At 70.0% G+C, this 23,787-nt stretch carries 17 protein-coding genes; 8 read left to right on the top strand and 9 right to left on the bottom strand.

Going from position 1 to position 23,787, the window contains the following annotated elements:
• Positions 1-295 precede the first annotated feature (295 nt).
• The gene (locus AB0B01_RS09990) at positions 296-1,387 is read left to right on the top strand and encodes a phosphatase PAP2 family protein (RefSeq protein ID WP_361715128.1); all 1,092 of its coding nucleotides are present in this window, start codon (positions 296-298) and stop codon (positions 1,385-1,387) included.
• A gap of 379 nt (positions 1,388-1,766) precedes the next feature.
• Here AB0B01_RS09990 and AB0B01_RS09985 read toward each other — a convergent pair whose 3' ends face one another.
• On the bottom strand, positions 1,767-2,732 hold the full coding sequence (locus AB0B01_RS09985) for a YafY family protein (protein WP_361715125.1): 966 nt from the start codon (positions 2,730-2,732) through the stop codon (positions 1,767-1,769).
• A gap of 66 nt (positions 2,733-2,798) precedes the next feature.
• On the bottom strand, positions 2,799-3,692 hold the full coding sequence (locus AB0B01_RS09980) for a transglycosylase family protein (protein ID WP_361715122.1): 894 nt from the start codon (positions 3,690-3,692) through the stop codon (positions 2,799-2,801).
• Between the two features lie 320 nt (positions 3,693-4,012).
• Here AB0B01_RS09980 and AB0B01_RS09975 point away from each other — a divergent pair, with 320 nt between their 5' ends.
• Together AB0B01_RS09975 and AB0B01_RS09970 are read left to right on the top strand one after the other, a co-directional pair.
• Positions 4,013-4,819 (top strand): hypothetical protein, encoded by an 807-nt coding sequence (locus AB0B01_RS09975; protein WP_361715353.1) that lies wholly within the window; start codon positions 4,013-4,015, stop codon positions 4,817-4,819.
• A gap of 240 nt (positions 4,820-5,059) precedes the next feature.
• Positions 5,060-5,458 (top strand): hypothetical protein, encoded by a 399-nt coding sequence (locus AB0B01_RS09970; protein ID WP_361715119.1) that lies wholly within the window; start codon positions 5,060-5,062, stop codon positions 5,456-5,458.
• A 46-nt stretch (positions 5,459-5,504) separates the two neighbouring features.
• On the opposite strand, the gene der is transcribed toward AB0B01_RS09970, so the two are convergent.
• The 4 genes from der to AB0B01_RS09950 all read right to left on the bottom strand — a co-directional run bounded on the left by der (position 5,505) and on the right by AB0B01_RS09950 (position 9,611).
• A complete protein-coding gene (der, locus tag AB0B01_RS09965) occupies positions 5,505-6,965 on the bottom strand; it encodes a ribosome biogenesis GTPase Der (RefSeq protein ID WP_361715116.1) in 1,461 nt (486 codons plus the stop codon).
• Positions 6,966-7,048: 83 nt separating this feature from the next.
• Entirely contained in the window at positions 7,049-7,636 is a 588-nt protein-coding gene (locus AB0B01_RS09960; RefSeq protein WP_361715350.1) for a lysophospholipid acyltransferase family protein, read from the bottom strand.
• 56 nt (positions 7,637-7,692) lie between these two features.
• Positions 7,693-8,391 (bottom strand): (d)CMP kinase, encoded by a 699-nt coding sequence (gene cmk / locus AB0B01_RS09955; RefSeq protein ID WP_361715113.1) that lies wholly within the window; start codon positions 8,389-8,391, stop codon positions 7,693-7,695.
• A gap of 131 nt (positions 8,392-8,522) precedes the next feature.
• Positions 8,523-9,611 (bottom strand): prephenate dehydrogenase, encoded by a 1,089-nt coding sequence (locus AB0B01_RS09950; RefSeq protein WP_361715110.1) that lies wholly within the window; start codon positions 9,609-9,611, stop codon positions 8,523-8,525.
• A 231-nt stretch (positions 9,612-9,842) separates the two neighbouring features.
• Between AB0B01_RS09950 and AB0B01_RS09945 the strand changes: the two genes are divergently transcribed.
• From AB0B01_RS09945 to AB0B01_RS09935, 3 genes are all read left to right on the top strand, one after another.
• Positions 9,843-10,184: a DUF952 domain-containing protein gene (locus tag AB0B01_RS09945; RefSeq protein WP_361715107.1), complete on the top strand. Its 342-nt coding sequence runs from the start codon at positions 9,843-9,845 to the stop codon at positions 10,182-10,184.
• Positions 10,185-10,269: 85 nt separating this feature from the next.
• On the top strand, positions 10,270-10,764 hold the full coding sequence (locus AB0B01_RS09940; protein WP_361715104.1) for a Rieske (2Fe-2S) protein: 495 nt from the start codon (positions 10,270-10,272) through the stop codon (positions 10,762-10,764).
• A gap of 28 nt (positions 10,765-10,792) precedes the next feature.
• Positions 10,793-11,515, top strand: coding sequence for a nucleotidyltransferase domain-containing protein (locus AB0B01_RS09935; protein ID WP_361715101.1), 723 nt, complete (start codon positions 10,793-10,795; stop codon positions 11,513-11,515).
• 54 nt (positions 11,516-11,569) lie between these two features.
• Here the strand turns inward: AB0B01_RS09935 and AB0B01_RS09930 are convergent, their stop codons facing one another.
• The 3 genes from AB0B01_RS09930 to AB0B01_RS09920 all read right to left on the bottom strand — a co-directional run bounded on the left by AB0B01_RS09930 (position 11,570) and on the right by AB0B01_RS09920 (position 14,935).
• Positions 11,570-12,418 (bottom strand): helix-turn-helix transcriptional regulator, encoded by an 849-nt coding sequence (locus tag AB0B01_RS09930; RefSeq protein ID WP_361715098.1) that lies wholly within the window; start codon positions 12,416-12,418, stop codon positions 11,570-11,572.
• An 880-nt stretch (positions 12,419-13,298) separates the two neighbouring features.
• Positions 13,299-13,559, bottom strand: a complete 261-nt coding sequence (locus AB0B01_RS09925) for a hypothetical protein (protein WP_361715095.1) — start codon at positions 13,557-13,559, stop codon at positions 13,299-13,301.
• Positions 13,560-14,032: 473 nt separating this feature from the next.
• Positions 14,033-14,935, bottom strand: a complete 903-nt coding sequence (locus AB0B01_RS09920; protein WP_361715092.1) for a DUF2637 domain-containing protein — start codon at positions 14,933-14,935, stop codon at positions 14,033-14,035.
• 1,798 nt (positions 14,936-16,733) lie between these two features.
• Between AB0B01_RS09920 and AB0B01_RS09915 the strand changes: the two genes are divergently transcribed.
• Positions 16,734-23,255, top strand: coding sequence for a polymorphic toxin-type HINT domain-containing protein (locus AB0B01_RS09915; RefSeq protein ID WP_361715089.1), 6,522 nt, complete (start codon positions 16,734-16,736; stop codon positions 23,253-23,255).
• 50 nt (positions 23,256-23,305) lie between these two features.
• On the top strand, positions 23,306-23,668 hold the full coding sequence (locus tag AB0B01_RS09910; protein WP_361715086.1) for a barstar family protein: 363 nt from the start codon (positions 23,306-23,308) through the stop codon (positions 23,666-23,668).
• Positions 23,669-23,787: the final 119 nt, after the last annotated feature.

Here is a 23,787-nt window from a genome sequence, read left to right as displayed (position 1 = left end):
GCCTCTTGAGCCCTCGTGGGCCGTCGTGGGCCTCGGCGGGCCGCCGTGGACGCCGGTGAGTCCCCGCATCACGGAATGGATCGTTCCGATCCATCTTTGAGCAAAGTAATTGGGTCGGAGCGATAAATCCCGGGTAAGCGTGCGAAACAATGGCCAGGCCAATGGAACGCGCCGCTCCAACTAATGGCCATATCCCAGGAATTCGCGCCGCGTGAGACCAACTCCACATCACATGGTCATCACAAAGCCCGCGATTCGACCGGGCCGCCCATCGGCGCGCGGTAACGTCGATTGAGTGCGTACCGACCAAATCCTGACCCGTCTGGAGCGGGTCTTCGCCCGGCTGGACCGGGAACCAGAGCGACCGGCTCATCTGCAAACGCCGCGGATGAGCCGGCACCGCGTCGTGCTCCTGGGATCGACCCTCGCCTTCTACCTGGCGATCGTGGTGGCCGTGCTGACCACGTCCTGGCTCGTCCGCCTGGACTGGCAGGTCATGTTCTTCCGACCCTACGAGCAGTGGCCGCAGCTGCACGCCTTCCTCGACTACCTGGTGGTCCTGGGCCAGCGCGGACCCACCGCGGTCATGGTCGCCGCCTGGCTCGGCTGGCGCTCCTGGCGACAGCACACCCTGCGCCCGCTGATCACCCTCGGCGTGTCGCTGCTGCTCCTCAACATCACGGTGGGCTCCGTCAAGCTCGGCCTCGGCCGCCTCGGCCCGCACTACGCCACCCGCATCGGCTCGGCCGAGCTCTTCGCGGGCGGCGATATATTTCCTTCCGGCCACACCGCCAACGCCGTCGTGACCTGGGGCATCCTGGCTTACCTGGCGTCCACGGTGAGGACCCGGCGGGTCCTGTCCGTCTTCTCCGCGGTCGTCTCGCTGAGCGTCGGCGCCACCACCGTCTACCTGGGCACCCACTGGGTCAGCGATGTGCTGCTCGGCTGGTCCGCGGGCCTGCTGATCATGCTGGCACTGCCCTGGTTCGAGCCGCTCATCGCCGGGGTGGAGGCCTGGGTCTTCGAGATGCGCGAGCGGCAGCGCCGCCGGCTGGAGGCCGGCACCGTGCCCGCACCGGTCGCCGCCCTGCTCACCCCGCTGCTCTCGGCGGGCGGCAAGTGGCAGCTGCGGCCCGCCGCAGCGGCCGCCGGAGCCGGCGGAGACCGGCAGCCCGTCGCCGTGCCCGTCGCGGCGTCCACGCCGGCAGCGGCGACCCCGGCCGGCCACGCGCCGACGCCCCGGCCGGCCGCGCACCTGCCCGGCCGGCCGCACCTGATCCGGTCCGAGCGGACGCCGCTCACCCCGGCCGGCAGCCGCCGCCCGGCCCACACGGAGCGGGCCGCGGCCGCCCGAGGGACGGCCACCCGTCCGGCGACCGGGGGCTGAGCCGCTCCCGTACGGGAGTGCGCGGGGCCGGTACGCACCACCTCTCCCCGCACACCGGACGAACCGAGGCGGGCCGGGCCACCACCCGCCCCGCCCCGGTCGCCCGTACCCCGAGATCTCCGGAACGTCAGCGCGACGCCCGGACGTTCCTCCGAACCGGGTCACGCTTGGGTCACGGAATGTCGACAGTTCTTTGACAGGCCGACTCCCGGCCGACCCGCCCGGAAGGACGACGCAAGCCGCCCCTTCCCATTCTTTTTCCGGCCGCGACACGCCCGGCGGACATACCGTTTTCGCATTCCTTCCCGAAGCCCGGGAATTCCGCCGGAGGATTGCGTTGGACCACCGCGCGCCCGCCCGTGAGTCCCCCTCAGTTTCCTTACATTTTCTCCACGGCCCGCCCGAGAAGGTCCCGGGCGGCCCGGATCCGATCGGTCAGCTCCGGCGGCTCGACCACCTCGAACTCACAGCCGAGCAGCATCACGTGAATGACGAGTACGTCCAGGTTCACGGCGCCCGTGCGCAACAGGCAGCTCTCCTCGTCGAGCGGCTCCACGGCGCCTTCGCTCGGCCCGATGATCCGGGCCGCCTGCTGGGCGGGGACCTTCAGGCGCAGCACCGCCCGGGCGGCGTAGGCCGCCTGCGACACGCCGCGCGAGACGTACGCGGCGAGGTCCTGCGCCGGCGCCGGGCGCGGAGGGAACCGGGGCCCGTGCGGGGGTCTCGGCTCGATCCGGTCGGCGCGGAAGGTGCGCCAGTCCTCCCGGTCCCGGTCCCAGGCCACCAGGTACCAGCGCCGCTCGCTGCACACCAGCCGGTGCGGCTCGACCACCCGGCGGCTGACCCGGCCCTCGTGGTCCCGGTACCCGAAGCGGAGCCGCTCGCCGTCCCGGCACACGGCGGCGAGCTCGGTCAGCACGGACGGGTCGACTCCGGCCGGTGCCGGGTCGCGCAGCATCGGCACGGTGAACTCGTTGAGCGCGGACACCCGCCGCCGCAGCCGGCCCGGGAGTACCTGCTCCAGTTTGGCCAGCGCCCGTACGGAGGCCTCGCCGATCCCCTCGACCCCGTTCCCGGCGGCCGTCCGCAGCCCGACGGCGACGGCCACGGCCTCGTCGTCGTCGAGCAGCAGCGGCGGCAGCTCGGCACCGGCGCCCAGCTGGTAGCCGCCGCCGGTGCCGGGGCTGGCGTTCACCGGATAGCCGAGCTCCCGCAGCCGGTCCACGTCCCGGCGCACCGTCCTCGGGGTGACGCCGAGCTGCTCCGCGAGGTCGGCGCCGGTCCATTCACGGTGGGCCTGCAGGAGCGACAGGAGACGCAGCAGTCGTGCGGAGGTGTCCAGCATGCCGAGCAGTCTGCCAGCGCCACCCCACCCCACCGCCTGCCGCCCGCACCGCCGCAGCCGCCGCTCTCACCGGGGCCAGGGGAGCCGGGGAAGCCACCGGAGCGCCGGTCCCACCGGGGCCACCGGGATCGCGTGCCTCGCGGCAGCCGCCGCTCCGGCCGGACCGGCCGGCTTCGCCGAAGCCGCGGGCCCCGCCGGCCTCGCCGGAGCGGCCGCGGTCGCCGGCTTCGCCGGGGTCGCCGGGCCCGCCGGCCTCGTGGGGGTCGGCGGTTTCGGCGGAGCCGTCACCGGAGCCGTCGGCACCGGGACCGGGGTCGCCGGGCCCGCCGGTGCCACCGGATTCGGCGGAGCCGTCGGGGGCGGCGGCGGGGGCAGGGTGAGCAGGGTGCCCACCGTCAGCGACTGCGGGTCCGGGCCGATCAGCTCCCGGTTCGCCTCGTACAGCGTCTGCCGCCCGCCCGTGACCCGGCGGCGTCGGGCGATGCCGTCCAGGGTGTCCCCGGCCCGGACCACGTGCATCCGCCCCGCCAGTCCGTACCGCTTCGAGCAGACCGGCCAGGCTTCCCATCCCTGGAGTCCCAGCACCTCCTCCCCCACCCGGATCTGCTGCTCCCGGGTCGCCAGGTCGGCCCGCGCCGCGAAGACCAGCCCCCCGTGCCCCTCCCACGTCGGTTGCCGGAACTGCAGGCCTCCGTAGAAGCCGTTGCCGGTGTTGACCGACCAGCGGCCGCTGCTCTCGCAGTCGGCCACGCAGTCCCAGGGCCACTCCCCGCCCGGACCGCAGTCCCCCGGCCCGCTCCCGATCATCCCGGGCGAGCCGGGGTGCGCCGCCCCGGCGGGTCCGGGCGCCGGGGGCGGCGGAGCCGCGCCGGCGCCCGACGGGAGTACGAGGACGAGCGCCAGCGCGGCAGCGGCAGCGGCGGCCGCCGGGGCGGCCCGCCGGATCCGGAGGTCGGGCATCGCGTCACGCTACGCAGCCGTGTACCTCCTGCCCTCCCCTGCCACGCCGCCTGCCTCACGGCCCACCCGGTCGGCCGACCCTCCCCCGCCTTCCCAGCCCGCCCAAACGACCAGCACCGAGCACCAACTACACACAAACAGAAAAGAGTTGGAAGAAAAGCGAAGCAGCGGTCGGACCGTTCACCCCTCCGGGGGCCAGGTTCGATTCCGTTCCCTCAAACGGCGTGACCCCGGCCGCCGCTCCGCCGTTGAGCCCGGCGAGCCGGGAACCGCCCGGCCGCCCCTGCTCGCCTAGTCCGAGGAGCCACCCCGTGCCCCGCATGCTCGACGTCAGTGATGAGGTACGTGCCGAGATCGGTGACGAAGAAGCCGAGAGGCTGCTCACCGGCGACGACGCACCGCGCAGCTACGACTGCACCTCCTGCCGCACCCCGGGGGACCCCGAGACCGACCGCACCAGCACGGTGCTGTTCGTCGGCGAGGAGACGGCCGTCCTCGCCTTCGCGCACGCCGGATGCATTCCCTCGCAGGTGGTCTCCGTCTCGGAGGAGCAGCTGCAGGGCGCCGTCCGCAGCATCACCGGTGACAGCCCGGCCGCTGCGGGCGAGGCGCCCGGCGGCGGCGCCCCGCAGAACGTCCCCGGCGGCCAGGCCGTGCTCGGCATCACCAGCGGCCTGGTCCTGATCGGCGGCGAGCTGCACCCGGCGCTGGTGGTCGAGCCGACCGCGCCGATCGCCCGGCCCGGCACCACCGGGCCCGGCGACGACTTCCTGCCGCTCCTCATCGAGCAGGGGTTCATCCCCGTCACCGACACCACCGAGCTGCCCTCCCCGCTCGGCGGCTGGTCGATCCTGCTCGCCGCCGGGCAGCTGCACGCCGTACTGCAGCCCGGCTCCGAGGGCGGCGGCCAGGTCGCCTGGTGGCAGGCCCACCAGGCGCTGTCGGTGACCGACGGCTGGCGGGCCGCCGTGAACAAGACGCAGCGCGTCCTCGTCTACGCCGCCCCGGTCGGCTCCATCGGCCAGCAGCCCCGCGAGGACCTGCTGCGCGACGCCCTGGACAAGGCCGCGGCGGCCGGCAAGCTGGTCGCCGCGTCGATGCCGCTGGCGGGCACCCCCGGCGCCTGACCCCGGAACATCGGGCCCCGCTCCCCGACGGCCGCCCCGCCCCCTGACGAGGGGGCGGGGCGGCGTGCGTCGGGGAGCGGGGCCCCGTCCCGTGCTCCCCCGGCGACCGCCCGGACAGGCCCCGGTGATCTGCGTTTTCTGCTGCCTGCCCCGCATCCGCAGGGCGCCGGGTTCGTTGGCTGATACGTGCATTCATACGACCCCTCCCGCGCCCCTGCCCATCCGAGCACCGTCTCCCCGATGCGCTCCGCACGGGACCGGGACACCGCTCCGGCCGCCGTCTCGCACACCCCGATCTACGACACGCTGTACTCGGAGTACCTGCGGGCCTTCCGGGCCCTGCCGGGCGACCGCACGGGCGAGGAGGACCTCGGCTTCACGGCGTTCTCCTACGGGGGCGCGTACGCCGACGGCAACGCCTACGGCAGTGGTGCGTACGGAAGCGGATGGAGCGGCTCCGCAAGCTCCGGCGCGTCCGGCAGCTCGTCGTGGCAGCCGGAGCCCTGGCAGCCCGCGTACACGCCCGCGCCGCAGCCCTCGTACGCCTACGCCGGCAGCACGACGAACGGGCGGCAGCACCAGACCGGGATGCAGCACATCCCGGCGGCCCTGCCGCCCGCTCCGCGCCGGGGCTACTGACCCCGGACCGCCCTACCGCACGACGGCGCCACCGCCGTCCCGCGCGCTACTTCTTCTTGTGCTGCGCGCCGCGCTTCTCGCGCACCCGGACCGAGATGTGGATCGGGGTGCCCTCGAAGCCGAACTCCTCGCGCAGACGGCGCTCGATGAAGCGCCGGTAGCCGTGCTCCAGGAAGCCGGAGGCGAAGAGGACGAACCGCGGCGGCTTGCTTCCCGCCTGGGTGCCGAACAGGATGCGGGGCTGCTTGCCGCCGCGGATCGGGTGCGGGTGGGCGGCGACGACCTCGCCGAGGAAGGCGTTCAGCCGGCCGGTGGGGACGCGCGTCTCCCAGCCCGCGAGAGCGGTCTCGATGGCCGGGACCAGCTTCTCCATGTGACGGCCGGTCAGCGCCGAGACGTTCACCCGGGGCGCCCAGGAGACCTGCTGCATCTCGGTCTCGATCTCGCGCTCAAGGTAGTAGCGGCGCTCCTCGTCGAGCTCGTCCCACTTGTTGTAGGCGATCACGATGGCGCGGCCGGCCTCGACGGCCATGGTGATGATGCGCTGGTCCTGGACGCTGATCTTCTCGGTCGTGTCGATCAGGATGACCGCGACCTCCGCCTTCTCCACGGCGGCGGCCGTGCGCAGCGAGGCGTAGTAGTCCGAGCCCGTCTGGAGGTGGACCTTCTTGCGGATGCCGGCGGTGTCGATGAACTTCCAGGTGACACCGCCGAGCTCGATCAGCTCGTCGACCGGGTCGCGGGTGGTGCCGGCCAGCTCGTTGACGACGACCCGCTCCTCCTTCGCGACCTTGTTGAGCAGCGAGGACTTGCCGACGTTGGGGCGCCCGATGAGCGCGATCCGGCGGGGCCCACCGACGGGGGTGCCGCCGAAGGTCTGCTCGGGCGCCTCGGGCAGCGCTTCGAGGACGGCGTCGAGCATGTCGCCCGTACCGCGCCCGTGGAGGGAGGAGACCGGGTGCGGCATGCCGAGGCCCAGCGACCACAGGGCGGCCGCGTCGGACTCGCCGCTCTGGCCGTCGACCTTGTTCGCGCACAGGACGACGGGCTTGCCGGCCTTGCGCAGCAGCTTGACGACGGCCTCGTCGGTGTCGGTGGCGCCGACCTTGGCGTCGACGACGAAGACGACCGCATCGGCGGTCTGGATGGCGTACTCGGCCTGGGCGGCGACGGAGGCGTCGAGGCCGAGCACGTCCTGCTCCCAGCCGCCGGTGTCGACGACCTTGAAGCGGCGGCCGGCCCATTCGGCCTCGTAGGTGACGCGGTCGCGGGTGACGCCGGGCTTGTCCTCGACGACCGCCTCGCGGCGGCCGATGATCCGGTTCACCAGGGTCGACTTGCCGACATTGGGGCGGCCGACGACGGCGAGCACGGGCAGCGGCCCGTGGCCGGCCTCCGCGATCGCGCCCTCGACGTCCTCGACGTCGAAGCCTTCCTCCGCGGCGAGCTCCATGAACTCCGCGTACTCGGCATCGCCAAGCGCTCCGTGGTCGTGCTGGTCGTTCATGAAGTCCGTTCCTCGTCGTTCGTGGTGGTCGGTGGTGCCCGCGCAGCGCGGTTCCACTACTGGGTTACTGGGTCAAGTCTCGCTCAGCGCCCGGTGAGGCGCTTGGCGTCGGCCAGGTGGGCCGCCAGCCGGCTCTGGATGCGCACGGTGGCCTGGTCCAGGGCCGTACGGGTGCGGCGGCCGGTGCCGTCGCCCGCGTCGAAGGCGGAGCCGAAGACGACGTCGACCCGGCTCTTGAAGGGCGGCAGCCCCCGTACGAGCCGTCCGCGGCGTTCGGTGCTGCCGAGGACGGCGACCGGCACGACGGGTGCCCCGCTGCGGACCGCGAAATATGCGAGGCCGGCGCGCAGCGAGGCGAAGTCGCCCTCGCCGCGGGTGCCCTCGGGGAAGATCCCCAGGGCGCCGCCGTTCTCCAGTACCGCGAGCGCGCGGCTGACGGCGGTCCGGTCGGCCCCGGAGCGGTCCACCTTGACCTGCCCGATCCCCTCCAGGAAGGGACCGAGCGGGCCTATGAAGGCTTCCTTCTTGATCAGGAAGTGCAGCGGCCGGGGCGCGGTCCCCATGAGCATGGGCCCGTCGATGTTGTGCGCGTGGTTCACGGCGAGGATGACGGGGCCCGAGGCGGGGACGCGCCAGGCACCGAGCACCCGGGGCTTCCACAGCCCGTACATGAGCCCGATGCCGATCCGCCGGCCGACCGCCGCACCCTTGGCGGAGGGCGTTGCGCTCACGAGCGCTCCGCCCGCTTCTCCTCCACCAGGGTGACCACGCACTCGATGACCTGGTCGAGGGTGAGCTCGGTGGTGTCGACCTCGACGGCGTCGAGGGCCTTGGCGAGCGGGGAGGTCTTGCGGCCGGAGTCGGCCGCGTCCCGCTTGATCAGGGCTTCCCTGGTGGCCGCGAGGTCCGCGGCCTCCTTGCCGCGCAGCTCGCCGCTGCGGCGGGCGGCGCGGGCCTCGGCGGAGGCGGTGAGGAAGATCTTCAGGTCGGCGTCGGGCAGCACGGTGGTGCCGATGTCCCGGCCCTCGACGACGATCCCGCCGTCGGCTTCGGCGGCGATGCTGCGCTGGAGCTCGGTGATGCGGGTGCGCACCTCGGGGACGGCGCTGACGGCGCTGACCTTGGAGGTGACCTCCTGGGTGCGGATCGGGCCGGACGCGTCCAGCCCGTCGACCGTGATGGTCGGTGCGCTCGGGTCGGTGCCGGAGACGATGCCGGGCTTGCCCGCGGCCACGGCGATGGCGTGCGGGTCGTCGGTGTCGACGCCGTTGGTGATCATCCACCAGGTGATGGCCCGGTACTGGGCACCGGTGTCCAGGTAGCGCAGCCCGAGCTTGGCGGCCACGGCCTTGGAGGTGCTGGACTTGCCCGTGCCGGAGGGACCGTCGATGGCGACGATCACGGCGGACGGAGCTGCGGTTTCCACGGTGCGGGCACCTTCCTGGTTGCGCGTACGTGTCCGGGCGCGCCAAAGCGCCCCTGCCCAAGGTTACCGGGCTCGGGCGCACCCGCCGCCCAAACGGTCCCGCCCCGCTCTCCGGCGGCCCGGCAGCGGCCCTACTGCTGGCGCAGCGCCCAGCCGCGCTCGCGGAGCTCGGCCGTCAGGGCGGCCACCGCCCGCGGCTCCACCATCAGCTGCACGAGCCCTGCCTGCTGCCCGGTCGCGTGCTCGATCCGGACGTCCTCGATGTTGACCCCGGCCCGCCCCGCGTCCGCGAAGATCCGCGCCAGCTCGCCCGGCTGGTCGCTGATGAGCACGGCCACCGTCTCGTACGCCATCGGCGCCGCCCCGTGCTTGCCGGGCACCCGCACCCGTCCGGCGTTCCCGCGCCGCAGCACGTCCTCGATGCCCTCGGCGCCCCCGCGGCGCTTCTCCACATCGGCCGACTGGAGCTTCCGCAGCGCGTCCACCGTGGCCTCCAGGTCGGCCGCGATCCCGGCCAGGACGTCCGCCACCGGCCCCGGATTGGCCGACAGGATCTCCACCCACATCCGCGGGTCGGAGGCCGCGATCCGCGTCACGTCGCGGATCCCCTGCCCGCACAGCCGTACCGCCGTCTCGTCCGCCTCCTCCAGCCGGGCCGCGACCATGCTCGACACCAGCTGAGGGGTGTGGGAGACCAGCGCCACCGCCCGGTCGTGCGCGTCCGCGTCCATCACCACCGGTACGGCCTTGCACAGCGCCACCAGCTCCAGTGCCAGGTTCAGCACCTCGTGGTCCGTGTCCCGGGTCGGCGTGAGCACCCACGGCCGGCCCTCGAACAGGTCCGCCGTCGCCGCCAGCGGCCCCGACTGCTCCTTGCCGGCCATGGGGTGGGTCCCGATGTACGCCGTGACGTCCACGCCGAGCGCCTCCAGCTCCCGCCGCGGGCCGCCCTTGACGCTGGCCACGTCCACGTACGCCCGGGCCAGCCCGCGCCCGATCGCGTCGGCCAGCGCCGCGGCGACGTGGGCGGGCGGGACGGCGACGACCGCGAGGTCGACCTGGCTCTGCGGTGCCTCGTCCGTACCGGCGCCGAGCGATGCGGCCGTACGGGCCTGGGCCGGATCGTGGTCGGCGAGGTGGACGGTGATGCCTCGCGCGGACAGGGCGAGCGCCGCGGAGGTGCCGATCAGTCCGGTTCCGATGACGACGGCGGTTCTCACGGGGCGCTCCAGGGGTGCGTGACGTAACGGCAGCTCACGGTCAGGGTAGCCAGCTCGGGCCGCGCGGGCCCCCGGCGCCCCGCCCCGCAGGGCTGCGGCGCGGCCGGGCGCGCGCACTGCGGGACTGCGGCAGGCACGGGAGGGCGCGCGGCACGGGCGACGTCACCCGATCCACCCCAACCTGCCACCCGACCCGGGACCGGGCGGACCGGCCGGGGTACAACACGGGACATGATCTTCCACCTGGTTCCGCTCGCCGACTGGAGCGCCTCGCCCGAGCTCCCCTACGCCCCGCCCTCGCTCGACGCGGAGGGCTTCGTGCACTGTTCGGCGGACCGCCCGACGGCGCTCGCGATCGCCGACGCGCACTACCGGGACGTGCCGGGCACCCTGCTGGCCGTCGAGCTCGACGAACGGGCCCTGACCTCGGAGGTCCGCCGGGAGGGTGAATCCGGCGGCCGCTATCCGCACGTCCACGGGCCGCTGGACCGTGCGGCCGTGGTCCGCGTGTGGGAGGTCGTCCGTACGGCGGGCAGTCCGGCGCGACTGGCCCCGTGGGCCTCCGGCTCCTGAGCCGGGCGGCGCGGCGTTGCTTCACCTGGGGCCCGCGAAACGCCAGGATGCCTCTCGCCGACCGGCCCCGAACGAGGAGCAGCCCATGAGCGACACCACGCCGACCGCCCGCCGTATGCTCCTGGCGACAGGCGCCGCCGCCCTGGCGGGCGGCACGCTCACCGCCTGCGGCGGCAAGGACGAGACGAAGCCCGGGCAGAGCGAGCCCGGCAGCGCCTCGCCGCCGGTGGCCCAGTCCGCCCGGTCCGCCGAGGCCGCGGCCCCCTCGGCCGCACCGTCCCCGGGCACGGGGAAGGCCCTGCTGAAGTCGTCGGCGGTGCCGGTGGGCGGCGGCACGGTCCTCAAGGAGGAGAAGCTGGTGGTCACCCAGCCGACGGCCGGCTCCTTCCGCTGCTTCACGGCGGTCTGCACCCACCAGGGCTGCATCGTGTCGAAGGTGGAGAACGGCACCATCGACTGCCCCTGCCACGGCAGCAAGTTCGCGATGACGGACGGCGCGGTGACCCACGGCCCGGCCACCCGCCCCCTGGCGGAGAAGAAGATCACGGTGGCCGCGGACGGCAATATCTCGCTCGCGTAGCGCCGGGGCGGGCACCTACGCTCCCCGGATGAACGAGCTGACGACGCCCGGGGAATCCCTCGACGAATCCCCCGACCTCGCCCTGGTACGGGACCACACGGTCTACGCGTGCGTCATGGGCTCCCGGGCGTTCGGCCTGGCGACGGAGGCGAGCGACACCGACCGGCGTGGTGTCTACCTCGCCCCGACCCCGCTGTTCTGGCGCTTCGAGAAGCCGCCGACGCATGTGGAGGGCCCTCGCGAGGAGGAGTTCTCCTGGGAGCTGGAACGCTTCTGCGAACTGGCCCTGCGCGCCAACCCGAACATCCTGGAGTGCCTGCACTCCCCGCTGGTGGAGCGGCTGACCCCGGTGGGCGAGGAACTGCTCTCCCTGCGCGGGGCCTTCCTCTCCCGCCGGGCCCACACCACCTTCACCCGGTACGCGGGGTCCCAGCACGCCAAACTCGCGGCGGACGTCCGCCTGCACGGCGCGCCGCGCTGGAAGCACGCCATGCACCTGCTGCGCCTGCTCCTGTCCTGCCGGGACCTGCTCCGCACGGGCCGTCTGACGATCGACGCCACCGCGCACCGCGACCGCCTCCTGGCGGTCAAGCGCGGCGAACTGACCTGGTCCGAGGTGGAGGCCTGGACGGCCCGCCTCACGGAGGAGTCGGAGGCCGCCCTGCAGAGAAGCCCCCTCCCGGAGTCCCCCGACCACGCCCGCGTGCAGTCCTTCCTGACCCGCACCCGCCGCGCGAGCGCCTTCGCCTGAACGGCCGACCTGCCCTCCGGTCGTCGCGGGTTCGGGAGGTTCGAGCAGCCCTGCCTAATACACCTTGATGATGTCGTTGATGAAGTGCCGGGTGTCGTCGGGGTTCAGGGCTTGCGCTTGGAGGTGGTCGTACATGATGTGGGACGGGTGCCGGTCGATGTACTTCTCCAGGTAGAGGTCGCTGGTGAAGCGTTCCAGGTAGACGACTCCTGCATCGTCGTCGGGAAACCCGAGGATGGAGAACTGCCCCAGGACCCCGGGATGGGCTCCGGCGGTGTGCGGCAGGACCTGCACGGTGATGTGCGGTTGTGCGCCGAGAGTGTTCAGGTGCTCCAGTTGTTCGCGCATGACGTCGTGGTCGCCGACGGTTCGGTGCAGTACGGATTCGTCCAGGATCGCCCATAAGCGGAAGGGGCGGGCCGGGTGGTGTGCGCGGTGTTGGCGCCGCAGCCGCACCTCCAGATTGACTGCCGCCTGTTCGTCCGTGATGCGGGGGACCGTCTCCGCGGTGACCACGGCCGCGTAGGCACGGGTCTGCAGGAGGCCGGGGATCACCAGCGGCTCGTAGGTGTGAATGGAGGCGGCCCCCGTCTCCAGCCCGATGTAGACGCCGTAGGGAACGTCGCCGCAGGACACCCACCAGCCCTGCCGGCCCGATTCCTTCGCCATCCGCATCAGTGAGTCGACGACCTCCTGGTCGGCGACTCCGTAGAGCCGGCACAGATCACGTACATCACGCGGATTGATGGAGCGGCGACCGGTCTCGATGAGGCTGATCTTGGATTGCGACACCAACAGGTGTCTCGCCACCTGCATGGAGGTCATGCCCGCGGCCTTTCGAAGCAGCCGAAGCTCCGCGCCCAGACGGCGTCTCCTGACCGTGGGATGTCCGTTCGCCGCCATGGGCGGTGCACCTCCAGCTCCAGAACTCACGCAGGCTCCACACCCCACGGCCGTCATCGGCAAAACGCATTGTGCATACGCAGTCGAACAGGCCAGGCACCCGCGTGGCGAGCACCACCTGTTCGGCCCAATACGGGTTGCCAGGGCGTCCGTTTGGCCCGCATTGGCCGATCAGGTGGTCGGTGTGCTCACTCCTGCCGCGCTGCCGGGGACCGGCGGCAGGGCAGCGGGGCGGCAGAACAGCCGTCGGCGAAGAACGCGCGGAGGAGCGTGGAGTGGGGCGTCATCTCGGCCCGGACGGTCCGCGAGCGCGGCCGAGCCGGCCGGACGTCTTCCCGATGGCCGGTCCCGCTCGCACGGGTAGCGGTCCGTTGCCGTTCCTGCGGCGACCCGTACGTGAGGGCCGCGGGCACCGGAGGTGGTGCACGTCATGGGGAGTTCGGCGGCTGCGCTGCCCAGCCGGGTCAGGGCCGGGTCAGTGCGTGCTGGTGATCCATCGTCGAACGGCCGCGTAGGTGGTGTCGTCGACCGTGGCGAGCACCTCGATGGCGTGAAGGTCGCCTGCGCGCGGGGGCACACCGGCGGTGGTCAGGCAAGCGTGTAAGTCAAGGCGCCGACGGTCTGCGGGGTCCACGACGCCCGGAGGGCGACCCGAGGCGGGGAGAGGATCGGACAGGGGGCCGGGGCCCAGGAGGCCCCGGGCGCCGGCTTCCGCGTCGTCCGGGAGGGCCCGGATGCCGGGGAACCGGTAGGGGTCAGCCTGCCATGCATTCATGCAACGACTCCGAATTCATCACGGGCGGCAGGGAGTTGCGTTGCGCCCTTCGGCTCGGGGGTGGTCAGGGCGCCGACCGGATGGCCTCCGGTTCGACCATGGGGCTCACAGCCGCTGACCTTGCAGGGCGTGGGCGCCCGCGGCGATGACCTCGGCGAGCCGGTTGGCGAGGGTGACGCTGCACCCTCCGAGCCGGACGAAACCCCGGCAGCCCACCGGTCCGTCGTTGGACAGCGAGGGAAGGGCCAGGTCAGCGAGCGCAAGTGCAGCCTGCAGGTTGGTGACCGCTTCCTCACCGGCCTGGTACGCGGCGTCCTGGTGCCGCTTGTACCGCAGGCGCTCGGCGTGGGAAAGCTCGTAGGCCATGATGTCGTCCTCTCGGTCTGGGTGGAGTGGATGAAGCGCGCCGCCGACCGGGCGGTCCGGGGCCGTTGACCGTGGTGCGGTCGTTGAAGCCCGGGGTGTGGCTGGTCAGCGCGGGATACTCGTAGGACTGAGGCTGTGCACAGCCCGTGACTTATGGGTTTCGATCTTCGTTCCTGAGATGCACGTGATCACGATCGTTTGAAATGCGGGGGGAAGGACCGAGGTGCCCGAGAAGTTAGCGACGCTCGACTGCATCACGTCGGGTGCCGGCAGCGCCGCTCTCGGTGATGCTGCTGTTCCGGACTCCTACGGCACCGCCCCGCCCACGGCGCCCACCGATCCGCCGCAGGCTCCCTCACGGGGTGAGCGGGCCGATCCGAGACGGCGCCCGAAGCTGCGCCGGGCCAGCTCGTCCCGCTCGTCGTTCCCGGTACGAACCGGCCCGGCCGGCGCCCGGCAGGACTGCACCACCCTCATGATCCGTAGCGGAATCTGTACCCGGTGGAGGCGCGGAGGGAGTCACTTCGGTCCCTCACCGTGTAGTCGGAGGGAGCGGACCCGGGGCTGCCCACAGTGGCCGTCGGGCGGAGCGGGGAAGGCCGGCGGCTGCGGTGCCGTGGGGCGAGTTGGCGGGGTGGGCGGGTCAGGGTGATCTGCCGGACGAGTTGTTGGAAGCAGGCCAGCGCGGCGATGGGGGGAAGGGTGGCCGCCGCCTGCGCTGCCAGCGTTCTGGGCGCCTGGGCCACGCAGAGGAGGGTGGCCAGGGTGGAGAACAACAGGACGATGGACCAGGAATGCACGGCTCGGCGTTGATGTAGGGCGGCCCGCAGGATGGACAGGGAGGCAACCATCCAGGGTCCGTAGATCAGCAGGGGCCACCAACTCGCCACGCTGTGTGCGGTGCGCGGTCCGGCACTGTGTCGCAGGGCTTCGCAGATGGCCAGACCGCTGAAGATGCTGACCACGGCGGCGATGACGGCGACCAGCACGGCGGTGCAGACGCTGCCGGTACGCAGGAGGGTCACCACCGACGTCTTCGCCGGGCTCCCCCGACGGTGCCCGCCCGGCGCTGGTCTGCGCGGCCGTGGGCCGGTTCCCTGTGACAGCCCGGCGGCAAGGCCGACGCCACTGACGGTCTCGCCGGTTTCGACGAAGGCGACGTGGTCGACCGGCGCTGCCCCCATCGAGCCCATGGCCTCCTGACAGAGATAGGCCAGCTCCTCCGAGGGATCCCAAGATCCGTTCATCTCGCCCAGCCCGAGGAGTGGCTGCCCGTAGGCAGCGTGCTGCTCCTGGTCCGACTCCGGCCAGAACGCCTGGGGTTCCGGCTGGGGCAGGGAACCGTTCCCGGCATGAAGCCCGTACTGCTCATACACGGGACATCCACCCGGAGCACTCGCCGACAGGCGCCTTGATCGGTGCGACCTCTCGCGACCTCCGGTCGAACTCTTCCTGGATCCGGCGCACCGCGTCCAGGAAGTCCTCGAAGATCGCGGACGAGTAGTGGAGATCGACCTCCTGCCCCTCGTGCTGAAGCGTCGCGCTCCTGTCCGAGGCCGAGCCAGTCGGGACGGACGTGTACGTCCATTTCCCCACCCTTGCGGCCCGGGTTTGACCGTGGGACACGTCGCTCTCTGCGCTCTGCTGGATCATTGCTTTGTGCTTTGCAGTTGTCATAGTCCACCCAACGCTCCGGATACCGGGGAGGGTGTGCGCCGTACAGGTGATGCTGGCGAAGTAAAGGAGTGTTGACCAGTGTCTTTTATCGGTTCTGCGCTCACTGTTGACGCGTCGGGACAGCAGTCCGCACCGGGTTGCGCAGCAGTCCTTCCAGCTCGAACCGGGGAAGACGGAGTTCGATCAGTTACGCGTCCACGACAGGCGCCTGCCTGGTGCAGGCAGATCATCGGACAGCCGACCAACGCCGCGCACTGAGCCGCACCACGGCGCTCGCGCACGGCCGCACGCCCCTGCTCGGGAACGTGCGTTGGTCGCCCGACTCGCCGTCGGAACGCCACCGGTCGGGCTCCCGCCTGCACGCCGGCCGGGGCGCACGTCCGGGCGCGCGCATGGGAGAAACCCGCAGCCTGCAGCTGTACGCAGCGGGGGCTCGTGCCATCGACCGGAACCTGCGCTTGGCGGCAAACGGCTGACAAAGCGCAACCCGGCATATGCCTCCGCGTTATGTGGAGATGTCGCCGGGGGGGCCGAAGCAGCTCCCCTGATCACCTTCACCGGAGAGAACCCGCCATGACAGACACCCTCGTGTGGTTCGCGCTGATCTGCTCTGTACTGGGCACGGGCGTCACCGCCTGGACCTCGTCAGGCGTTGGCCGTATGCATCACTTGGACATCCGCGAACTGCGGCGCCAGCAACGGTTCGGGCACGTTCTGTCCCTGCATGTCCAGGCGACGAAGCCGCCCCGGAAGGGCACGCCCACGGCGCCGTCAGAAGCGGTTCGGCATCAGGCCTGCGCTGAATGCGGTGCCTCGCTGGTTCGACTCTGAGCTCTCAGGCCGACCGGTTTTCGTCGCCTTCTCCAGAGCGAAATCCACAGGGCGAAATCCTCAGGCTCATTGCACCGCCGACGACCATTCCCACACGGAGCGCAAGAGGTATCCCAGCCGAAAGAAGCCGCTTATCGCGTCGACCCCACCGACACCTCCACCGTAACCACGCAGACGTCGACCTCACCCGCTCCACCCACTCCCACCTGCAGCTTTGGGCGAAATTAACACACACGCCCCTTTTGGCAAACAAGATCAGCTTTGCAATTTATTGAGCATAAATGAAGCGATTGCTGCGATCTGACGGTGCAGCAAGCTTGGCAGTCACCCCCTGTTACTCTGCGCTCCGATAATCCAATAGAGCAGTTGGGGTGGGGTGTGAGACGATTTCGCATGCGGGGACTTTCGGCAGCTTTTGCTGCCGCAGTTCTCGCCGGCGTACTGCCGGGCACGGCGGTAGCGGCGGATGCCAAGAACGGCCCGTCGTTGCCCGGGCTCAAGCAGCCAAAAGCAGTTCCGGTGACGAAGGTTTCCCCGGGCGGCGCGAAGCGCACGGACACGGTTGCCGACCAGTCACGCAAGAAGGAAAAGCCGAAGGCCAGTTGGCCTGCCGCAGGCTCGGCCGAGGTGTCACTGGTCACAGGGGGACGAGCGGGCAAGCTGCCCGTGACCGTCACCCCGGCCGACTCCGGGTTCTCCAAGTCCGTTGTCGACAAGAGCAGTTCCGTCGTCGGAGTCACCGACCCGGGCCGGGTCAAGGTCTCGCTCGCCGACCAGAAGACAGCCCGCAAGGCCGGCGTCGACGGTGTCCTGCTGTCGGTGGGCCGCTCGGACGGTGTGGCGACTTCGGCCCCCGCCAAGGTCGAGGTGGACTACAACGCGTTCCGCCAGGCCTACGGCGGCGACTACGCGGCCCGCCTCCACCTGGTGGAGCTCCCGGCGTGTGCGCTCACCACTCCCGAGCGCGCGGAGTGCCATACGCAGAAGCCGCTGAAGACGAAGAACGACACCCGCACGGGCAAGCTGTCCGCGCAGATCAGCGCTCCGGGCGCGACGGGGGCCGCGAGCAAGTCGGCCCAGACGCCGATGTCCGCGGCCGCCGCCGCGTCGAGCGCCACGGTCCTCGCGGCCACGGCAGGCGCGTCCGGCCCGACCGGTGACTACAAGGCGACCTCGCTCCAGCCTTCCGGCTCCTGGAACGCGGGCGGTTCGACCGGCGCCTTCTCCTGGTCCTACAACGTCGACATACCGACCGTACCCGGCGGCCTGGACCCCAAGATCTCCCTCGGCTACAGCTCGCAGTCGGTGGACGGGAAGACCTCCGCGTCGAACACGCAGGCCTCGTGGATCGGTGACGGCTGGAACTGGGAGCCCGGCTTCGTCGAGCGCAAGTACAAGTCCTGCGAGGACGACAAGACCGGTGGGACGAACACCACCAAGGTCGGCGACCAGTGCTGGTTCAACGACAACGCGACGCTGTCCCTGAACGGCAAGTCCACCGAGCTCGTCTTCGAACAGGGCAAGGGCTGGCACCCGGCGTCCGACTCGAACGAGAAGGTGGAGAAGCTCACCGGCGCGGTCAACGGCGACAAGGGCACCGCCGGTGTCGACGGCGTGGGCGAGCACTGGAAGGTCACCACGGCCGACGGCACCCAGTACTTCTTCGGTCTGAACCGCCTGCCCGGCTGGAAGGACGCGTCGACCCCGACGACGAACTCCACCTGGACCGTCCCGGTGTACGGCAACCAGGCCGGCGAGCCCTGCTACAACGCCTCGTTCGCGAGCGGCTGGTGCCAGCAGGCCTGGCGCTGGCAGCTCGACTACGTGGTCGCGCCGGGCGGTGACGCGATGGCGTACTACTGGAAGACCGAGACGAACAACTACGCCCGCAACGTGTCCGCGACGACGGGCAAGGGCACGGTCACGCCGTACATCCGCGGCGGCTGGCTGGACCACATCGACTACGGCCTGCGCTCCGACACGGTCTACACCGCGAAGGCGATGGGCCAGGTCACGTTCGACGTCTCCGAACGCTGCCTGAGCACCTGCGGCACCTTCGACGAGACCAACGCCAAGAACTGGCCCGACAGCCCGTACGACCTGTTCTGCAAGGACGGGTCCACCGAGTGCAAGGACCAGTTCTCACCGACGTTCTGGTCCCGGGTCCGCCTGACCGGGATCAACACGAAGATCCTGACCGGTGGCGCGTACAAGGACGTCGACTCCTGGGCCCTGGACCAGAACTTCCCGCCCTCGGGCGACGGCATCTCCACCCCCATGTGGCTGAAGTCGATCACCCGCACGGCCAAGGCCGGCGACGCCGCGGACATCACGCTCCCTCCCGTCACCTTCGCGGGCGAGCAGCGTGCGAACCGCGTGGATGCGACCGGTGACGGACTCGCGCCGTTCATCCGCCTGCGGATGTACCAGGTGACCACGGAGACCGGCGGCATCATCGGCGTCACCTACTCCCAGCCCGAGTGCACGGCGACGACCCTGCCGAAGCCGGACGAGACGAACACCACCCGCTGCTACCCGGTGAAGTGGACCTTCGAAGGCGACACGGCCAAGCTCGACTGGTTCAACACCTACGTCGTCACCCAGATCGTGGAGGGCGACAACCTGGCCGACTCCCCGGACAAGGTGACGTCGTACGACTACCTCGGCGGGGCCGCTTGGGCCAAGAGCACGGACGAGTTCGCCAAGGCCGAGAACCGGGTGCACTCCGTCGCCCGCGGCTACGAGCGGGTCCAGACCCGCACCGGCGCGGCGAGCGACCCCAAGACGCTCTCCGAGACCCGCTACTTCCGCGGCCTGGACGGCAAGGAGGTCAAGGACTCGGCCGGTGTCGCGGTCATCGACCGCGACGAGTTCTCGGGCATGGTGCGCGAGACGGCCACCTACAACGGCGACGACACCACCAAGCTCGTCTCCGCCACCTCCTCCACTCCGTGGCGCTCCGCGGCCGTCGCGACCCGCACCCGGCCGGGCCTGCCCGACCTCGTCTCGTACAAGACGGGCACGGAGAAGCAGTCCACCCGTACGACGGTCACCGGCGGTGTGCGCACCGTGGAGTCGACGAACCACGTCGACGACTACGGCATGATCGACTCGGTCTCCGAGACCGGCGACACGGCCAAGACCGGCGACGAGAAGTGCACCACCACCTCCTACGCGCGCAACACCGGCAGCTGGATCCTGACCAAGGTCAGCCGTGTGGAGACGGTCGCCGTCGCATGCGGCACGACCGTGAACCGGCCTTCAGATGTCGTGAAGGACGTCCGTACGTACTACGACAACGGCACCCTGGGCACCGTACCCGGCCCTGGTCTCGCCACGAAGATCCAGAGCATCAACGCCAAGGGCGACGACTACGACACCGTCTCCTCGGTGCCGAGCGTGTGCGGCGCCGCCAAGGACCAGCTCTGCTACGACATCTACGGGCGCCAGCTGGCCTCCGCAGATCCGTACGGGCAGGTCACCACGACGGTCTATGCGCCGGCCGTGGGTGAGGTGTCGACGTCTCTGGTGGTGACCAACCCCAAGGGACACGTCACCACCTCGGTCATCGACCCGCTGCGGGCCCAACCCCGCCAGGTGACCGATGCCAATGGCAAGGTGACCACCACCGAGTACGACGCACTCGGGCGCCTTGCGAAGGTGTGGGCACCGAACCGCCCGGCCGCGACCAACCCGGACGCGCCGAGCCGCAGCTTCGACTACCTGATCCGGAACGACGGCCCGGTCGTGGTGACGTCGAAGACGCTCACCCACGACTACAAGTACGCCGTCGGCTACTCCATCCAGGACGGCCTGCTGCGCGAGCGGCAGACCCAGACCCAGTCCCCCGACCTGGCCGGTCGCCTGGTCACCGAGCAGTTCTACAACACCCTCGGCCAGGTCTGGCGCAGCTCGGGAACCTACTACGCCGACGGCGCGCCTTCACCGCAGTTGGTCACGGGTCAGGAAACCGCCTACCCGGCGTCCTCGGACACCGAGTACGACGGTGTGGGTCGCATCACGGCTGTCATAGCGAAGAAGTTCGGCACGGAGACCAAGCGCACCACGACGTCCTACACGGGTGACAGCACCACGGTGGTTCCCCCGAAGGGCGGCACGGCCTCCACGACCGTGGTGGACGCCTTGGGCCGTACGGTCGAGCTGAAGCAGTACACGGACGCCGCCCGGACGGCTTCGCAGTCGACGCTGTACTCCTACGACAAGGCCGGACGACTTGCCCAGGTCACCGACCCGGGCAACGCGAAGTGGACGTACACCTACGACGTCAGCGGACAGCAGGTCGAGTCGAGCGACCCGGACAAGGGCGTCACCAAGACCGCCTACGACCTCGGCGGCCGACCCACCGACGTCACCGACGCCCGCAACATCACCCTGCACACCGACTACGACGAACTCGGCCGCCCCACCGCGACCAAGCAGGGCGCGACCGTCCTCGCGTCCACGGTCTACGACACGGTGGTCAAGGGGCAACCGGCGAAATCGACGCGCTATGTGGACGGCAAGGCGTTCGAGTCGGAAGTCCTCTTCTACAACGACCTCTACCAGCCGCTCACCACCAAGCTGACCATCCCGTCCACCCCCGACACCGGGGCGCTGGCCGGCAGCTACACGTGGACCAACACCTACAACATCAACGGACAGCTGCTGACCACCAAGCAGCCGGCCATGGGCGATCTGCCCGCCGAGACCGTGGGCAGCACCTACAAGTCGGTCTCCGGTCTCCTCAACAGCATGGCGGCCGGCAGCAGCCGCCTCGTCTCGGCCATGACCTACGACCACTACGGCCGCAGCATCCGCCAGGAAATGGGAGCACTCGGCCAACGCCTGTACAGGTCGACCGAGTACGACGAGCACACCGGTGACGTCACCCGCGCCTACACCGACCGCGATGTCGCGCCTCAGCGCATCGAGGACACCAAGTACGGCTACAACCCGGCAGGGAGCATCACCTCCATCGCCACGGCCTACGGCCAGGACACCACCCGCACCACCGACACCCAGTGCGTCAACCTCGACGCACTGAACCGGATCACGCAGGCGTGGACCAACAAGGGCGAGACCTGCGCCGCCTCCCCGTCGACCACGGTCATCGGCGGCGAGGACCCGTACTGGACCACCTACACCTACGACGCGGTCGGCAACCGCAAGACCGAGACCAAGCACACCACGGCCTCGGGCCCGACCGCCGACACCATCCGCACCTACACCGCGCCGACCGCCGGCAAGCACGACCTGCCCAAGGTCGCCCAGACCGGCACCGACCAGCACGACGAGACCTTCACCTACGACGCGTCCGGCAACACCAAGACGCGCAAGACCAGCGCGAGCGCCGAAACGCAGTATCTGACCTGGGACGCCGAGGGCCACCTCAAGTCCCTCGACCAGGGCACGTCGAGCAGCTCCTTCACGTACGACACGGCCGGGCAGCGCCTGCTCCGCAAGGACTCCACGGGCACCACGCTCTACCTCCCCGGCGGCAACGAACTCCGCCTGGACAAGACCGGCACGATCAAGGGCACCCGCTACTACGGCAGCGTGGCCATGCGGGAGAACGGCAAGCTGACGTTCCTCCTCACCGACCACCACGGCACGGGCACCACCCAGATCAGTGCGGACGCCACCCAGGCGGTCACCCGCCGCAAGACGGGCATCTTCGGCGAGGAACGCGGCCCCAAGCCCACCACGTGGGCGGGCGACAAGGGCTTCGTCGGCGGCACCAAGGACACCGACACCGGCCTCGTCCACCTCGGCGCCCGTGAGTACGACCCGCTGATCGGCCGCTTCGTCTCGGTCGACCCGATCATGGACCTGACGAAGTCGCAGCAGATGCACGGCTACGTCTACTCCAGCAACAACCCGGTCTCGCTCAGCGACGGGTCGGGCCTCCAGGAAACGGACTGCCGCAACGGCCTGTGCGGCGGCCACTACAGCGCCCGCGACGACGACCTCGACGTGGACGACCCCAGGCGCCCCAAGGCCATCACGGGCAGCTACAACACGTACAACCGGTACCGTGCGCCGACTCTGCTGGAGGACGACTACGGCCTGTCGATCCGCCTGCCGAAGAAGAACCAGCAGAAGTTCATCGAGATCTACATCAAGCACTACCTGAAGGAGACGCAGGTCTACCACCTGGGCTTCTCCGAGCAGGATGACTGGATCAACAAAACGCAGGCCATGATCGACGCCTGCGGCCAGATCGGGTGTGAGGAGCTCGGCTGGTACGTGACGCAACACGGGCAGGCCGTATCGGCCGTCTACGGCCTGGGCTTCGGCGAAAACGTCAACATCAACGGCGTATCGCCCAAGTGGAAGGCGAACAACCCGCGCAAGATCCCGGCCGGCGATGCGAGCTCCGACAAAATCGGCGCCTCGGGCGCCAAGGACGTCGTTGCCCGCAGCGGATGCAATTGCTTCCTGGCAGGCACCGAAGTCCTGATGGCCGATGGCAGTGCCAAGAAGATCGAAGATGTACAGCTGGGCGATGAGGTTCTGGCCACGGACCCCAGGTCGGGTGAGACGGCGAAGCGCCCGGTCACGCGGCTCATCGTCACCGAGGCCGACAAGCACTTCAACAAGCTGTCCATCGCCACCGAGGACGGGGTCGAGGAACTAACAGCAACTCACGAACACCCCTTCTGGTCCCCCTCCGAGAACGCCTGGCTGGAAGCCCGCGAACTGAAGCCCGGCATGTCCCTCCTCACCACCCGAGGAGCGACAGCCATCGTGACGGCGAACCATCCGTTCGACCGGCGCGCGAAGACCTACAACCTGACGGTCGAAGACCTCCACACGTACTATGTCCTGGCAGGCGTGTCGCCAGTTCTCGTACACAACAGCACGCCTCCGATAAATGGAGGAACCTGTGGCGTACCTGTCCACGTCACAGACACTCTGGCTCATGTCGATCAGCACGGTACTGCGCAGCCAAACCACGGCCTGCCTCGCTGGCAGGGGCGGAACCGTCCCTTCGCAAACGATGGCCGCCAAAATGGCCAGGTACTGCCCCGGAGGGACGCCCAAAACAACGGAGTAACCTACACGGAGTACGATGTTCACCCCCATACGCCGGGAGTCAACAGGGGAGGCGAAAGACTCGTGACGGGAACCGACGGGTCAGCCTGGTACACAAACAACCACTACGTCACCTTCACCAGGGTTCGGTGATTAAACCAATGGAATCATGGTGGAGTTTTTCACCCCCTTGGGTGCACCACGTGACTGCACAGGAAGCATTCTCCGCCCTGCAGAGAAGTCCGGACGACGCAGCGGTATTTGAGCTTCACGGCGCATCCATGGCCAACCATGACAGGCTCTTCGAAGAATTCTCCCAGAGGATGTCATTTCCCGAATATTTCGGGAAAAACTGGCCTGCCTTGCAGGATTGCCTTGACGATCTCACTTGGATTCCGGCTGCAGGATCATACCTTTTGGTCATCCACGAATGGGCTGACGTCCTCTCGGAATGCGAGAGGGACAGGCCCGTGCTCGAAAGAATCCTTTACGATGTCGGGTCAATGTGGGCACAGGGGCCAGAATCCATGATCGCTCCGTTTAACACGCTGCTAGTGTCCGACTGACCTCAGACACTCGCAACCCCATAGCGCAGAAGCCCCGCCAAGAAAATTTTTTTGGGGGGGGTGTGGGCGCATAGTTTTTTATGGATTTAAAACGTCTGTAAAACAATCAAAATAAGGTT

It is taken from the genome of Streptomyces sp. NPDC044571 (assembly GCF_040647115.1).
GTDB lineage: Bacteria > Actinomycetota > Actinomycetes > Streptomycetales > Streptomycetaceae > Streptomyces.
The sequence above is the reverse complement of the archived record's forward strand: the minus strand, read 5'-3'. Positions and strand labels throughout refer to the sequence as shown.

Excerpts from the sequence above, each read along its gene's own strand:
- AB0B01_RS09940 (WP_361715104.1), top strand. The coding sequence starts at position 10,270 with ATGAGCGACACCACGCCGACCGCCCGCCGTATGCTCCTGGCGACAGGC.
- AB0B01_RS09930 (WP_361715098.1), bottom strand. The coding sequence starts at position 12,418 with ATGGCGGCGAACGGACATCCCACGGTCAGGAGACGCCGTCTGGGCGCG.
- AB0B01_RS09945 (WP_361715107.1), top strand. The coding sequence starts at position 9,843 with ATGATCTTCCACCTGGTTCCGCTCGCCGACTGGAGCGCCTCGCCCGAG.
- AB0B01_RS09925 (WP_361715095.1), bottom strand. The coding sequence starts at position 13,559 with ATGGCCTACGAGCTTTCCCACGCCGAGCGCCTGCGGTACAAGCGGCAC.
- AB0B01_RS09980 (WP_361715122.1), bottom strand. The coding sequence starts at position 3,692 with ATGCCCGACCTCCGGATCCGGCGGGCCGCCCCGGCGGCCGCCGCTGCC.
- AB0B01_RS09970 (WP_361715119.1), top strand. The coding sequence starts at position 5,060 with ATGCGCTCCGCACGGGACCGGGACACCGCTCCGGCCGCCGTCTCGCAC.
- AB0B01_RS09960 (WP_361715350.1), bottom strand. The coding sequence starts at position 7,636 with ATGTACGGGCTGTGGAAGCCCCGGGTGCTCGGTGCCTGGCGCGTCCCC.
- AB0B01_RS09935 (WP_361715101.1), top strand. The coding sequence starts at position 10,793 with ATGAACGAGCTGACGACGCCCGGGGAATCCCTCGACGAATCCCCCGAC.
- der (WP_361715116.1), bottom strand. The coding sequence starts at position 6,965 with ATGAACGACCAGCACGACCACGGAGCGCTTGGCGATGCCGAGTACGCG.
- AB0B01_RS09975 (WP_361715353.1), top strand. The coding sequence starts at position 4,013 with ATGCTCGACGTCAGTGATGAGGTACGTGCCGAGATCGGTGACGAAGAA.
- AB0B01_RS09985 (WP_361715125.1), bottom strand. The coding sequence starts at position 2,732 with ATGCTGGACACCTCCGCACGACTGCTGCGTCTCCTGTCGCTCCTGCAG.